This window comes from Acinetobacter sp. YH12120, from assembly GCF_013418795.1.
In the GTDB taxonomy this organism is placed as follows: domain Bacteria; phylum Pseudomonadota; class Gammaproteobacteria; order Pseudomonadales; family Moraxellaceae; genus Acinetobacter; species Acinetobacter towneri.
This window is the reverse complement of sequence record NZ_VPBI01000001.1, coordinates 52,163-66,253: the sequence shown is the minus strand read 5'-3', so window position 1 is coordinate 66,253 and position 14,091 is coordinate 52,163. Positions and strand designations below refer to the sequence as shown.

Sequence of the window (14,091 nt, the reverse complement as noted above, 5' to 3'; positions counted from 1 at the left end):
TTTGAAAGTCGTATTTTAACAAGGCTAGTTTTTAAGATGTTGAATTCTTTTCACCCTCAAACCATTTTATAGCCTATAAGTACAAGATTGCGCACATGCTATAGCGATAAAAAAAGAGCCTTATTTAAAGGCTCTTTTTTAAATTCACAGCATTGCTTAGCGTGTTGGTATTAGCTTGCTGGCAATGGTGGCGGTGTGCTTGGGCCATCGTTTGGGGTTACATCAATTACAGGATTATCTGCAATATAAACCTTCGGTGGCTGTGGCTCACGACCTTCCATAATGTCACGGATTTGGTCACGATCAATCGTTTCCCATTCCAACAATGCTTTCACCATTGCATGTGCGATGTCTTGGTTATTTTCCAAAATATCACGCGCAACTCTGTATTGCTCATCAATGATACGGCGCACTTCAGCATCTACTTGCTGCTGAGTCGCTTCAGAAATTGTACGACTGCCTAGACTGCCCATGAACGACTGTTGTGTATCATCTTCATACACCATGACGCCCAGTTTGTCTGACATACCGTATTTCGTCACCATTGCACGGGCAAGTTTAGTTGCACGCTCAAAGTCGTTAGATGCACCTGTCGACATTTGATTAATAAAGACTTCTTCAGCAATACGACCACCAAACAAAATTGACAGATCATTCAGCATTTTGTCTTTGTAATGGCTAGTTTGGTCATGCTCAGGCAACTGCCAAGTCACACCCAATGCCCAACCACGCGGCATAATCGTAACTTTATGCACAGGGTCTGTACCTGGTAGCATTTCAGCGACAATCGCATGGCCTGCTTCGTGGTAAGCGGTCGCACGGCGCTCTTCTTCACGCAGTACCATCGACTTACGTTCAGGACCCATATACAACTTGTCTTTGGCGTCTTCAAAGTCGTGCATATCTACCGTATTTTTATTACGGCGTGCAGCAAACAATGCAGCTTCATTCACAAGGTTTGCCAATTGTGCACCTGAGAAGCCTGGTGTACCACGTGCCAATACTTTGACATCTACACCCGTAACTGAAGGTAACTTTTTCAAGTGTACATTCAGAATTTGCTCACGACCTTTAATGTCAGGCAAGCCAACCATCACTTGACGGTCAAAACGGCCAGGACGTAACAAGGCTTTATCCAGTACATCGGCACGGTTCGTCGCAGCGATGACAATAATGCCTTCATTGCCTTCAAAACCGTCCATTTCTACCAGCATCTGGTTCAATGTTTGCTCACGCTCATCGTGACCACCACCTGTACCAGAACCACGGTGACGACCAACTGCATCAATCTCATCAATAAAGATAATACATGGCGCATGGCGTTTGGCTTGCTCGAACATATCACGAACACGAGATGCACCCACACCTACAAACATTTCAACAAAGTCAGAACCTGAAATGCTAAAGAATGGAACTTTCGCTTCGCCTGCAATGGCTTTAGCAAGTAAGGTTTTACCTGTACCTGGTGGGCCAACCATCAACACGCCTTTAGGAATTGTTGCACCTAGACGTTTGAATTTTGCAGGGTCTTTTAAGAAATCTACAATTTCAACTACTTCTTGTTTTGCTTCATCACAACCCGCAACATCTGCAAATGTGACTTTAATTTGGTCTTCAGACAACATTTTAGCTTTAGATTTACCAAAGCTCATCGGGCCGTTTTTACCACCTGCACCGCCACCCATGTTGCGCATAAAGAACATGAATAACAAAATGATTAAAAGTACAGGGAAACTTGCGATCAATAGTTGCATTAACAAACCTTGACGTTGAGGTGCAGTACCTTCAACAACAACGTTGTTTTTAATCAGATTCGGCATCAGTTCAGGGTCTTGAACTGCTGGACGAATGCTTTCAAAGGACGAGCCGTTGACTTTTTCGCCACTAATTCTTTCGCCATCAATTGTGACTTGCTTAATTTGACCAGCATTCACCGCTGTAACAAACTCTGAGTAGTTCATTGCAGTTGGCTTTTCACTGTTATTGATGTTGCTGAAAATTAGAATCAGCACACCAAGTATAATCAGCCACAATACGGCATTCTTGAAGAGATCGCTCAAAGCTTTATTCCCATATCAATCTAATTTGATCATGCCCGTTACTGGGTGACCTTTCATTCAAAAAGCTGAAGATCAGCTAGACAATTCGTTAAAAACGTACAAAATGCACAATTTTTAACGGCTTGGCAAGTAAACTTTATTTAGACGCCTTTTTACGTCCTTGTCCAATAAGGAATACTTCTTTGGAACGCGCCCGTGAAGCAGCGGGTTTTGCTGTCTTTAGAACATCAAAACTGTCCACGACCTGTTTACGAAATTCGTCAAACCCCGAACCTTGGAACACTTTGACCACAAACTGGCCATTGGGTCCCAATACACGGTTGGCAAAATCGAGCGCCAACTCGCATAAGTAAATTTGACGCGGTTGATCTACAGCTTTATTACCTGATGTATTGGGGGCCATATCAGAAATTACAACGTCTACCGTGCGTCCGTTTAAAATATTTAACAATTTTTCGAACACTTCCTCTTCACGGAAGTCACCTTGTAAAAAGGTCACATCTGGTAGTGCGTCCATTTCCAAAATATCGGAAGCAATCACCAAGCCTTTGTCGCCCACAAGTTGCCCTGCAATTTGTGACCAACTGCCTGGAGCAGCACCTAAGTCCACCACAGTCATACCGGGTTTGATCAGTTTATATTTTTCTTGAATCTCAAGTAGTTTGTATGCAGCACGTGCACGATACCCTTCTTTTTGTGCTCGTTTCACAAAGGGATCATCTAAGTGCTCTCTCATCCACGCACGACTACTTTTGGATAACTTTTGGTTGGTAATGCGTGTTGCCATAACTCTCTTAATAATGAATAGACATCTAAATTGCGATTGTACGTGAAAATTCACCCGCTTGCAGTAGACATCTGTATCTAAATGCCAAGAACTGACCTGTTTTTTCTATTAAATCCATCGCTTATTTCTGTGCTAAGGCTTCAAAAAGTTACTTTGACTGTTACAGATAAATATCACCAAGTATTCAGATTCAATATTTTTACAAGGCAGTAAGATCACAGATTATTTGCATAGAATTTACAGCGTTTCAAACTGGCTTTTGTTATACTAAGCCGTTTTTAAAATTAGGTTATCTTTATGGCGGCTCTATCTATTCAGGAACGCAAGCGTTTACGTCAAATTGGTCATGCACTCAACCCTGTAGTGATGATTGGCGGTCAAGGTTTGACTGAAAATGTAATTGAAGAAACCAACCGTGCTTTAAACGATCACGAATTGATTAAAGTCAAAATTGGCGGTGAAGACCGTGAAGTACGTGCAGCTGTGATTACTGAAATTGCTGCAGCAACAGGTTCTGAAGTGGTACAAAGCATTGGTAAAATTGTCTTGCTCTACAAAAAAGCAGCCAAACAAAATGCTAAATTATCTAATTTAGTTCGCCACGCTCACTTGTCTAACTAATCTCCCTCAATGGCAAGTTACGAACTCAGCGCATTTAATCGTCAATTTCAGGCCATTTCTTTGGTCGGTGCAATTGAACAACAAAGCCCATTTACGTTAAATGTGGGCTTTTGGCTACGCGATCCAAATCAGTGGGTCGAATGGCCTGCTTTGGTAGCGTCACATCCACGTCAGGATTTTTTGTGGGAACACACCTGCTTTGAAATTTTCATTGGGGTTCAGGGCGAAGATTTTTATCGTGAAATCAATTTATCCCCTTCTCAAGCTTGGCAAGCCTACGCCTTTGAAGAGTATCGTTATCCTGAGCAAATGCCGCCCGTGGCTGCTTACGATATTGAACTGAATCAGCTGAAACGCACACATTATGGTTTGAATGTGAGTCTGGATTTAACCGAATTTATGCTGAAACATAAACTAAAATGGACGGATTTGTTTATAGGTCTGACGGCAGTGCTAAAAACCAGTCAGGGCGAACAGTTTTATGCCATGCAACACAGCAGTCCTGCAGCCGATTTTCATAATAAACGAGATTGGTTACATCAGTTCTAATCTTGTCTAGTTTCAAAAAGCGTAATCAGATTTTCATTTTGTACTTGAGCAGAAATTTGAATAAAAAAAGTGAGGCCGAACCTCACTTTTTTTATGGCTGATTAGGCTATAAGTCTTACTTGTTTAAGCTTGATCAGTCTCGTCATTCGTTTCAGTTTTTTGTGGATTAACTTTTTTCCACGCTTCTAAAGTGTGTTCTTTAGAACGCTGAAACGTTTCAACCAATTGGTCTTTATGTTTCACTGAAATACTGCTGACATCTTCTTTCAACTCTTTACCAAGTTTAGAAAGATCTTCAATAATTGCGCTAAATTCAGTTTTTACAAAGTCTTTTAATTCGCCCAAATCTTTAGGTGAACTGCCAAATTGTGCTTTTAAAGCTTCAATTTTTTGCAACACATCTTGCTTTAACTGACCCAATTGCTCTTCCACGCTGGCATTGAGTTGTTTTGCTTCGGCTTGAAGTTTTTCTTGCGTTTCTGCAACCACATCAAGCACCTGCTCTTTGGCATCATGCGTTACTTTTTCAAGCTTTTCAGCGCCTTCACTTACTGCTTTGATTGCACTGTTTTGTGGTTCAGTGGCTGATTTATCTTGTTCAGTCATTCGCTTTTACCCAAGGTCGTTGTTGTTTATAAATTAAGCATAAGGCAATTTAGACTCAAATGGGTTTTGGATTGTCTAACAATCGTAGATTGCTTACATTTGGACTACACGCTAAAACATAAACCTAGCAAAAAAAGCAAGTCTTTTATCTTACATATTCGTTAGATTCACAATGGACTTTTGGCGAGCTCATGCGTATAATGCAATGTTAAGTTCAAGCGAGCAGACATAGGAGGGTAGGTTTAAATATTGACCTTCCTTTTTTTTCGTCTACTCGCTTTTTTACAGCCCTATTTTTGTGGTTTTAGTTCAGGAGCTTTGGTTTGAGCACCCCCGCCATTTTAGCCCTCGCCGACGGTACAATCTTTAAAGGTACGTCTATCGGTGCAACGGGAAGCACGACTGGTGAAGTCGTTTTTAACACTGCCATGACTGGCTATCAAGAAATTTTGACCGACCCGAGTTATGCACAACAACTTGTGACTTTAACTTACCCACATATTGGGAACACTGGTTGCAATGATGAAGATGTTGAGTCAGGTCGAATTCATAAAGTATGGGCAAACGGTTTAATTATCCGTGATTTGCCTTTATTACACAGTAACTTCCGTTCTACTCAATCTTTAGGCGAATACTTACAACAACACAATGTTGTTGCAATTGCCGATATTGATACCCGTAAATTGACCCGTATTTTACGTTCCAAAGGTGCGCAAAACGGTTGTATTCTTGCTGGTGAAAATATCACTGAAGAAGAAGCAATTGCAAAAGCACGTGCATTTGGCGGCTTAAACGGCTTAGATCTTGCAAAAGTATGCTGCGACCCTGAAGGTTTTGAATGGACTGAAGGTTCATGGGAACTTGGCAAAGGCTTTACTCAACCTGAACTTAAATATCATGTGGTTGCATACGATTACGGTGTCAAAACCAACATCCTGCGTATGCTCGCAGACCGCGGTTGCAAATTAACCGTTGTTCCTGCACAAACCCCTGCTGAAAAAGTCCTTGCGTTAAACCCAGATGGCATTTTCTTGTCAAATGGCCCTGGCGATCCTGCTGCATGTGACTACGCAATTGAAGCTGTAAAAACAATTGTAGAAACCACGAATACTCCTGTATTTGGTATCTGTTTAGGTCACCAAATTCTTGCACTTGCATCAGGTGCAAAAACAATGAAAATGCCACACGGTCACCACGGCGCAAACCATCCTGTACAGAACTTAGAAACTGGTACAGTGATGATTACTTCTCAGAACCACGGCTTCGCGGTAGATGAAAGCACCTTACCAAGCAATGTATGTTCAACGCATCGTTCATTGTTCGATGGCACAAACCAAGGTATTCATCGTACAGACAAGCCTGCATTTAGCTTCCAAGGTCACCCAGAAGCAAGTTCAGGTCCACATGACTGCGCACTCTTGTTCGATCATTTCATCGAACTTATTGAAGCCGCTAAGAAGTAATTAAGGAGCGAAATAATGCCTAAACGTACGGATATTAAAAGCATCTTAATTATTGGTGCTGGTCCTATTGTTATTGGTCAGGCTTGTGAGTTTGACTATTCTGGTGCTCAAGCATGTAAAGCGCTGCGTGAAGAAGGTTACCGCGTTATTTTGGTAAACTCGAACCCTGCGACCATCATGACTGACCCTGCAATGGCAGATGCAACTTATATCGAGCCAATCACTTGGCAGACTGTTGCAGCAATCATTGAAAAAGAACGTCCAGATGCAGTACTTCCGACCATGGGTGGTCAAACTGCATTGAACTGTGCGCTTGCATTAGATGCCAACGGTATTTTAGCCAAATACAATGTTGAATTAATTGGTGCAACCAAAGACGCGATTGAAAAAGCCGAAGACCGTAAATTGTTTGATGAAGCAATGCGCAAAATTGGTCTTGAGTGTCCAAAAGCAGCAATTGCTGAATCTATGGAAGAAGCACTTGAGATTCAATCTCGCTTTGGCTTCCCTGTGATTATTCGTCCATCATTCACCATGGGTGGTTCTGGTGGCGGTATCGCATATAACAAAGAAGAATTCCTTGAAATCTGTGAACGCGGTTTCGATCTTTCTCCAACCAAACAATTATTGATTGATGAATCACTTATTGGTTGGAAAGAATATGAGATGGAAGTTGTACGTGATAAAAACGACAACTGTATCATCGTATGTTCAATCGAAAACTTTGACCCAATGGGCGTGCACACTGGTGACTCAATCACCGTTGCTCCTGCGCAAACTTTGACGGACAAAGAATACCAATTGATGCGTAATGCATCTTTAGCAGTACTGCGTGAAATTGGTGTAGAAACAGGTGGTTCTAACGTTCAGTTCGGTATTTGCCCGAATACTGGTCGTATGGTTGTGATTGAGATGAATCCACGTGTATCTCGTTCATCTGCACTTGCATCTAAAGCCACTGGTTTCCCAATTGCAAAAGTTGCAGCGAAATTGGCTGTGGGTTATACCCTTGATGAACTGAAAAATGACATCACAGGCGGTACCACTCCTGCGGCATTTGAACCATCAATTGACTACGTTGTCACTAAAGTTCCACGTTTCAACTTTGAAAAGTTCCCTCAAGCAGACGCGACTTTAACCACGCAGATGAAATCTGTAGGTGAAGTCATGGCGATTGGTCGTAACTTCCAAGAATCTGTAAACAAAGCCCTTCGTGGTTTAGAAACTGGCGCTTGTGGTTTTGACGAACAAATTGAAGTGGGTGCTGAAGGCGCACGCGACAAGATTTTAGTTGAATTGAAAGTTCCAGGTCCTGAGCGTATTTGGTACGTGGCAGACGCATTCCGTCACGGCTTTAGCTTGGACGAAGTTTTTGAAGCGACCAAAATTGACCGTTGGTTCTTAATTCAAATTCAAGACATCGTTAACACTGAAAATGAAATCAAAACTTTAGGTTTTGGCGATCTAAACGCTGACAACATCCGTTCGTTCAAACGTAAAGGTTTATCTGACTTGCGTATTGCGAACTTGATGGGAATTTCACAAAAGCAATTCCGTAAACACCGTTGGAACTTGGGCGTAACCCCAGTTTACAAACGTGTGGATACCTGTGCTGCAGAGTTTGAATCTGACACAGCATATATGTATTCAACTTACGATGAAGAGTGTGAATCAAATCCTTCAGCGAAAGACAAGATCATGGTGATTGGCGGTGGTCCAAACCGTATTGGTCAAGGTATCGAATTCGATTACTGCTGTGTACACGCTGCGCTTGCAATGCGTGAAGATGGTTTTGAGACCATCATGGTGAACTGTAACCCTGAAACAGTATCTACCGATTACGACACTTCAGACCGTTTGTACTTTGAACCAATTACTTTGGAAGATGTACTTGAAATCGTACGTACTGAAAAGCCAAAAGGCATTATCGTACAGTACGGTGGTCAAACTCCACTTAAATTGGCACGCGCTTTAGAAGAGGCAGGTGCGCCAATTATTGGTACATCACCAGATGCAATTGACCGTGCAGAAGACCGTGAGCGTTTCCAGCAAATGATTCAACGTCTGCAATTGCGTCAGCCTAACAACAGCATTGTAAAATCTGCTGAAGAAGGTATCGCAGAAGCAGCGAAAGTGGGTTACCCGCTCGTTGTTCGTCCATCTTATGTATTGGGTGGTCGTGCAATGGAAATCGTGTATAACGAAGAAGAATTGAAACGCTACTTGCGTGATGCAGTTCAAGCATCTAACGATGCACCTGTACTGTTAGACCGTTTCTTGGATGATGCGATTGAAGTTGACGTAGACTGCGTATCTGACGGTAAAGATGTGGTGATTGGCGGTATTATGCAGCACATCGAACAAGCAGGTATTCACTCTGGCGACTCAGCATGTTCAATTCCACCTTATTCATTGTCAGATGAAGTACAGGACGAAATGCGTCGTCAAACTGTTGCAATGGCAAAAGAGTTGGGCGTTATTGGTCTAATGAACGTACAGTTTGCAGTGAAAGGCAATGACGTTTATATCTTAGAAGTGAACCCACGTGCATCACGTACTGTTCCGTTCGTTTCTAAGTGTATTGGCGAATCATTGGCTAAAGTTGCAGCACGTTGTATGGCAGGTCAATCTTTAGAAGCACAAGGCTTTACTAAAGAAATTATTCCGCAACACTTCTCTGTGAAAGAAGCTGTGTTCCCATTCAACAAGTTCCCTGGTGTAGACCCTGTGCTTGGGCCTGAGATGAAATCTACAGGTGAAGTGATGGGTGTGGGCAAAACTTTTGGTGAAGCATTCTATAAAGCTGTGTTAGGCTCGAATGATCGCTTACCAGGAATCCCAACTGAAGGCGAAGTAAAACATGCATTCTTATCTGTACGTGAGTCAGATAAACCGCATGTGGCGCGTATTGCAAAACAATTGGCTGATTTTGGCTTCAAACTTGTTGCAACGGGTGGTACGCATAAAGTCATCACCGATGCAGGTATTGAGTGTGAACGTGTGAATAAAGTGACTGAAGGTCGCCCACACATTGTAGACCGCTTGAAAAATGGTGAGATTCACCTCATCATCAATACTTCTGAAGGCAAACAAGCTCAGCAGGATTCATTCTCAATCCGTCGTTCTGCATTGCAAGGTAAAGTGTATTACACCACGACCTTGAATGGCGCAGATGCTGTATGCCAAGCCTTAGCGATTAAATTACCAATGGATGTATATCGCCTGCAAGATCTTACTGTAGGTTAATACATTTCAATAAAGTCCCGTCACCTTTCGGGTGGCGGGCTTTTTTCATTTATAGACTTCAATATTTTTAAAGAGGGACAACATGCAACGTTATCCTATGACGCCTGAAGGTAAACACGCTTTAGAGCAAGAATTACAACAACTTAAATCGGTTGAACGTCCACGTATTACTGCAGCGATTGCAGAAGCGCGTGAACATGGCGATTTAAAAGAAAATGCTGAATACCATGCCGCACGTGAACAGCAAGGTTTCTGCGAAGGTCGTATCCAAGACATCGAAGGTAAATTAGGCGCTTGCCAAGTAATTGATGTTAAAGAATTGGAACAAAACGGACGTGTGGTTTTTGGTGTGACTGTGACCATTGAAAACCTAGACACCGAAGAGCAAAAAACCTACAAAATTGTAGGTGATGATGAAGCTGATTTTAAAATCAATAAAATTTCAGTGAATTCGCCTATTGCACGCGGTTTGTTGGGCAAAAATGCAGGCGATGAAGCCAAAATTGTCACTCCGCAAGGCGAAGTGGAATATGAAATTGTGAATGTAGAATATCTTTAAGTTTTAATAAAGATGACTACACGCGATGCCCCTCTTTGAGGGGTTTTTTATTGCCTATAAATCATACAGCCGAGCTTATAGATTATACTGCGATAAAAATAGAGGAAAATAAGATGGAAAATCGCATCATTCATGCATTTGTTTATGCGCTTTCTGGGGCTGTGTTAGGACTGATTTTAATTCCAGTCTGGGGACTCTTTATCAATACACAAACCAGTCCTGTCAGTATCGTATTGGCATCATCACTCTTTTTTGCTATTTGGGGATTCTTATTTCCAAACAGTGTTAAAAATGTTTTTATGTATTTGTGGAATTTTTTAAGATAGATACTTTAAGCTTTCAAATCACTAAAGTGTAGTGGTCAACTAATATTTTGAACATTCCCTCTCCTTCTAGGAAAGGGCTAGGGAGAGGTTCAAAATTTCAGATATAATCCCCTCATCTCTCCACACGAAAAAACCATGTCCGAAACGCTGATTAATTCCCCTGTTAAACACTGGTGCGAATTTGAGTTCATCTCCAAAACTGTGAAAAACCCCAACATCCACATCAAAGGCAATTACTCTTATTATTCAGCCTATTGGGATCAGGGTTTTGAACGTTGTGTGGTGCGTTATTTACATGACAAACCTGCAACAGCAGACAAGCCAATTGATCAATTACATATTGGCAATTTTGTCTGTTTTGGTGCGGAATGCGTGATTATGATGGGTGGCAATCAATTGCATCGCAGTGACTGGGTTTCGGCTTTTCCGTTTGATACTCGCAGTTTTGTTGCGGCAGGTGATACCACAATTGGCGATGGCTGCTGGATTGGCAGTCGCGCCATGATTATGCAAGGTGTTGAACTAGGCGAAGGTGCAATTGTGGCGACAGGTGCAGTGGTTACGCAAGATGTACCGCCTTACGCTATTGTGGCAGGTGTGCATGCCAAAGTAATTAAATACCGCTTTAGTGAAACAGAGATTGCTCAACTTTTGGCGCTAAAACTGTATGATTTTGATGAAAAATATTTACTGAAAATCCGCGAACAATTGCAGAGTAATGATGTCAATCAACTGATCGATTTTTTGACAAACACGCAAACAAAAAATGACTAAAACTTTAGTTGAATTGAAAGCACAGCTTCATAATTTCATGCTAAATTAAGGTGAAATAAGGACTTACAGCACTCAATTATCTTTATGAAATTACTGGGTTTTATTCTATATGAATTCAGCGTAAGATAAGACAGGACTCAGAGCGAATATTTTATTAAAGTATTGAAATTACAATAAGGAGAAACACTCATGGCTTACCAAAACATCCTCGTACCAGTGGACGGTTCTGAAACTTCTTTTGCCGCTGTTGCAAAAGCTGCTGAACTTGCAAAAGCATTTGGTAGTAAAATCACTGTGGTACAAGTACTTACACTTGACCCGTATATTGCTGCAGAATACATCACTGCAAACCAAACCAATGACTTGATTGAACGCGCTCGCGCTTCTATCGTAAAAACCTTAGAAGAAGCAAAGCAAAAATTCACTGAACAAGGTGTTGAAGCTGAAACTAAACTACTTGAAGGTCAAGTAATTGCACGCGAAATTACCAATGCTGCAAAAGACTTAAATGCTGACCTTATCGTGATTGGTTCACATGGCCGCACTGGCTTGAAAAAATTATTCTTAGGTAGCGTTGCGCAAAGCATCCTAAGTGAAGGTACAACACCTGTATTGGTTGTACGTCAATAAGATTGCGTGTTCCTCATTTCTACGGAAGTGAGGAACTTCCCCTCTCATTTAGATTTCTTTGTTTGTTCTAAAATTTTTATTTGCAGCACTCTATTCAGCAAATTTTCTCAGTATCACCATATCTCAATATTAAACGCTCGATTTAGCAGCTCAGTTTAATTCTGCCATTGGTATTGTTTTAAATTCACCTTTTCTGCAATTACCACAATCCCTTCTTCCTGTAATTTTAAAGTTTGTATATTTTCTCCTTGGGCGTTTAGTTTGCTTAGGCTAATTTTTCCTTGCGCATTAATCACCCGATGCCACGGCACAGTATGTTCTGCCGATAAATGCCTGAGGACATAACCGACCAAACGTGCATGTTTGGGCAGACCCGCTAGGCGTGCCACTTGCCCATAGGTCGCAACCTGACCTGCTGGAATCAAACACACCACGTTCAAAATCATGTGTGCTAATTCATCACTCGGTTTACGGCTTAACGTTGTTTGCATCTATCCACTCGCATTCATTTAGCCTATAAAAAAGGAGCGACTGGCAGCACTCCTTTTGTTTATAAAACTTGATTTTTAAGTCAGTTAAATTGCGGCATTGAATGTATCACAATCACTGATCAAGCCTGATTTTAAGCCAGTCTGGAACCATTGTACGCGCTGTGCACTGGTACCATGCGTAAAGCTATCAGGCACGACTTGCCCACGTGCACGTTTTTGTAAATAGTCATCGCCAATTTTATGTGCCGCATCCATCGCTTCTTCAATATCACCTTGTTCGAGGAATTGAGTACGTTGATGGTTATGATGCGCCCACACTCCCGATAAACAGTCCGCTTGTAATTCCTGACGTACCGAAAGCTGATTACCCTGTACTTCGCTGACTTGCTGACGTGCTTTATGCACTTGTTCTGAAATCCCTAAAATGGTCTGAATATGATGCCCAACTTCATGCGCCACCACATAGGCTTGAGCAAAATCGCCCGCCTGATCATTTCGGCTTAATTCAGTCTGATTTTGTTCACCACCAATGCCCATTTGCTGACGCATGGCTTGGAAGAATGAAGTATCAATATATACTTTTTGATCGGCAGGACAATAAAATGGCCCCATTGCCGATTGTGCCGTACCACAGCCAGAATTGACCACACCTGTAAATAACACCAGTTTAGGTGGTATATATTGGCTATTTAACTGCTGCTGAAACACTTGTGACCACGTATCTTCTGTATCGGCCAAAACAGTGCCCACAAACTCCATCGCCTCTTGTTGTTCAGGAGTTGGATTATCTAAACCTTTAGTTTCAGCACTTTGCGCATGTGATGTGACTTGCTTGGTCGCTTGATAAGCCGATTGCGGATCGATGCCAAAGAACTTCCATGCAACAAAGGCCACCACTAAGCCCAAAATACTGATACCGCCCGCTTTTGCTCCACCGCCACCACGGCGGTCTTCTACATTCGTGCTAACTCGACGACCTTTCCAACGCATTATTCTTATCCTTCTCTTAAACTCTGATAATAGATTAAGCCGATTTAGACTTTGACCACACTTTTTGAACAAGTGCGACCACAATCACCACCAAGATGCCTGCCAAAATACCCACGACAAGGTTCATCAACATTGGCGTGAGTGAACCTACAATACTGCCCATCGTTGGGATATCTTGTACATACTCTACCGTATCTTCTGTGAAATGGTGCACAAAAGGAATAGCATGATTGATAATTCCTCCACCAACCAAGAACATCGCTGCAGTACCCACCACAGATAAAGTCTTCATTAAAATTGGAGCAAATGCCAGTAAACCACTCCCAATACGTTGTTTAAAATTGGCAGCTTGTTCTGTGAGGTATAAACCAATGTCATCAATTTTGACAATTAACGCAACGAACCCATAGACACCCACCGTCATGGCAATCGCAATTAAACTTAATACTGTCACTTTGGTTAGAAAGCCTGCCGCAGCCACAGTCCCCAAAGAAATCACCACAATTTCCGCCGATAAAATAAAGTCAGTACGCACAGCACCTTTAATTTTTTCGGTTTCATAAGCCGCAAGGTCTTGCTCAGTTTGAATTAGCTCAAGTTGCGCTTCTTTAGCCGTTTGGGCTTTTTTGTGTTGTAAGGTGTGCATGATTTTTTCCACACCTTCATAACTTAAAAATAGACCACCAACCACCAATAAAGGATTGATTAACCACGGCGCAACGACACTAATTAATAACGCGAGCGGTACTAAAATTAGCTTATTGATGAATGAACCTTTAGCCACACGCCATACCACAGGCAACTCACGCTCTGCACGTACACCACTGACTTGCTGCGCATTCAACGCCAAATCATCGCCCAAAACCCCTGCGGTTTTTTTTGCAGCCATTTTGCTCATAACTGCCACATCATCTAAAACTGTTGCAATGTCATCTAATAAAAGTAATAAGCTGCTCGCCATTGCGTTGTTATCCTTATATGATTTTCAA

Annotated in this window: 14 protein-coding genes; 8 read left to right on the top strand and 6 right to left on the bottom strand. The window is 41.9% G+C overall.

Going from position 1 to position 14,091, the window contains the following annotated elements:
- Nucleotides 1-170: 170 nt before the first annotated feature.
- Nucleotides 171-2,060 (bottom strand): ATP-dependent zinc metalloprotease FtsH, encoded by a 1,890-nt coding sequence (gene ftsH / locus FTU58_RS00350; RefSeq protein ID WP_168418843.1) that lies wholly within the window; start codon nt 2,058-2,060, stop codon nt 171-173.
- Nucleotides 2,061-2,196: 136 nt separating this feature from the next.
- A complete protein-coding gene (gene rlmE, locus FTU58_RS00345; RefSeq protein ID WP_168418844.1) occupies nt 2,197-2,847 on the bottom strand; it encodes a 23S rRNA (uridine(2552)-2'-O)-methyltransferase RlmE in 651 nt (216 codons plus the stop codon).
- A gap of 297 nt (nt 2,848-3,144) precedes the next feature.
- On the opposite strand from rlmE, the gene yhbY reads away from it, so the two are divergent.
- Nucleotides 3,145-3,468 (top strand): ribosome assembly RNA-binding protein YhbY, encoded by a 324-nt coding sequence (gene yhbY, locus FTU58_RS00340; RefSeq protein ID WP_168418845.1) that lies wholly within the window; start codon nt 3,145-3,147, stop codon nt 3,466-3,468.
- A gap of 9 nt (nt 3,469-3,477) precedes the next feature.
- Entirely contained in the window at nt 3,478-4,017 is a 540-nt protein-coding gene (locus FTU58_RS00335) for a DOMON-like domain-containing protein (RefSeq protein WP_070153929.1), read from the top strand.
- 123 nt (nt 4,018-4,140) lie between these two features.
- On the opposite strand, the gene FTU58_RS00330 is transcribed toward FTU58_RS00335, so the two are convergent.
- Complete coding sequence (locus FTU58_RS00330; RefSeq protein WP_180061907.1) at nt 4,141-4,623, bottom strand: hypothetical protein; 483 nt, start codon at nt 4,621-4,623, stop codon at nt 4,141-4,143.
- Between the two features lie 323 nt (nt 4,624-4,946).
- Here FTU58_RS00330 and carA point away from each other — a divergent pair, with 323 nt between their 5' ends.
- From carA to FTU58_RS00300, 6 genes are all read left to right on the top strand, one after another.
- Nucleotides 4,947-6,086: a glutamine-hydrolyzing carbamoyl-phosphate synthase small subunit gene (carA, locus tag FTU58_RS00325; protein WP_154320968.1), complete on the top strand. Its 1,140-nt coding sequence runs from the start codon at nt 4,947-4,949 to the stop codon at nt 6,084-6,086.
- Nucleotides 6,087-6,101: 15 nt separating this feature from the next.
- Nucleotides 6,102-9,332, top strand: a complete 3,231-nt coding sequence (gene carB, locus FTU58_RS00320) for a carbamoyl-phosphate synthase large subunit (RefSeq protein ID WP_004972166.1) — start codon at nt 6,102-6,104, stop codon at nt 9,330-9,332.
- Between the two features lie 82 nt (nt 9,333-9,414).
- Nucleotides 9,415-9,891 (top strand): transcription elongation factor GreA, encoded by a 477-nt coding sequence (gene greA / locus FTU58_RS00315; RefSeq protein WP_180061906.1) that lies wholly within the window; start codon nt 9,415-9,417, stop codon nt 9,889-9,891.
- A gap of 113 nt (nt 9,892-10,004) precedes the next feature.
- Nucleotides 10,005-10,217 carry a hypothetical protein gene (locus FTU58_RS00310; protein WP_004972171.1) on the top strand — a complete coding sequence of 71 codons (213 nt, stop codon included), beginning with the start codon at nt 10,005-10,007 and terminating at the stop codon, nt 10,215-10,217.
- 135 nt (nt 10,218-10,352) lie between these two features.
- Nucleotides 10,353-10,991, top strand: a complete 639-nt coding sequence (locus FTU58_RS00305; RefSeq protein ID WP_180061905.1) for a CatB-related O-acetyltransferase — start codon at nt 10,353-10,355, stop codon at nt 10,989-10,991.
- A 189-nt stretch (nt 10,992-11,180) separates the two neighbouring features.
- Nucleotides 11,181-11,621 (top strand): universal stress protein, encoded by a 441-nt coding sequence (locus FTU58_RS00300; RefSeq protein ID WP_004972175.1) that lies wholly within the window; start codon nt 11,181-11,183, stop codon nt 11,619-11,621.
- Between the two features lie 155 nt (nt 11,622-11,776).
- Here the strand turns inward: FTU58_RS00300 and FTU58_RS00295 are convergent, their stop codons facing one another.
- The 3 genes from FTU58_RS00295 to FTU58_RS00285 form a co-directional block, all read right to left on the bottom strand.
- A complete protein-coding gene (locus FTU58_RS00295) occupies nt 11,777-12,112 on the bottom strand; it encodes an MGMT family protein (RefSeq protein ID WP_004972177.1) in 336 nt (111 codons plus the stop codon).
- Nucleotides 12,113-12,196: 84 nt separating this feature from the next.
- Complete coding sequence (locus tag FTU58_RS00290) at nt 12,197-13,102, bottom strand: neutral zinc metallopeptidase (protein WP_104853154.1); 906 nt, start codon at nt 13,100-13,102, stop codon at nt 12,197-12,199.
- Between the two features lie 34 nt (nt 13,103-13,136).
- A complete protein-coding gene (locus tag FTU58_RS00285; protein WP_167845849.1) occupies nt 13,137-14,063 on the bottom strand; it encodes a DUF808 domain-containing protein in 927 nt (308 codons plus the stop codon).
- Nucleotides 14,064-14,091: the final 28 nt, after the last annotated feature.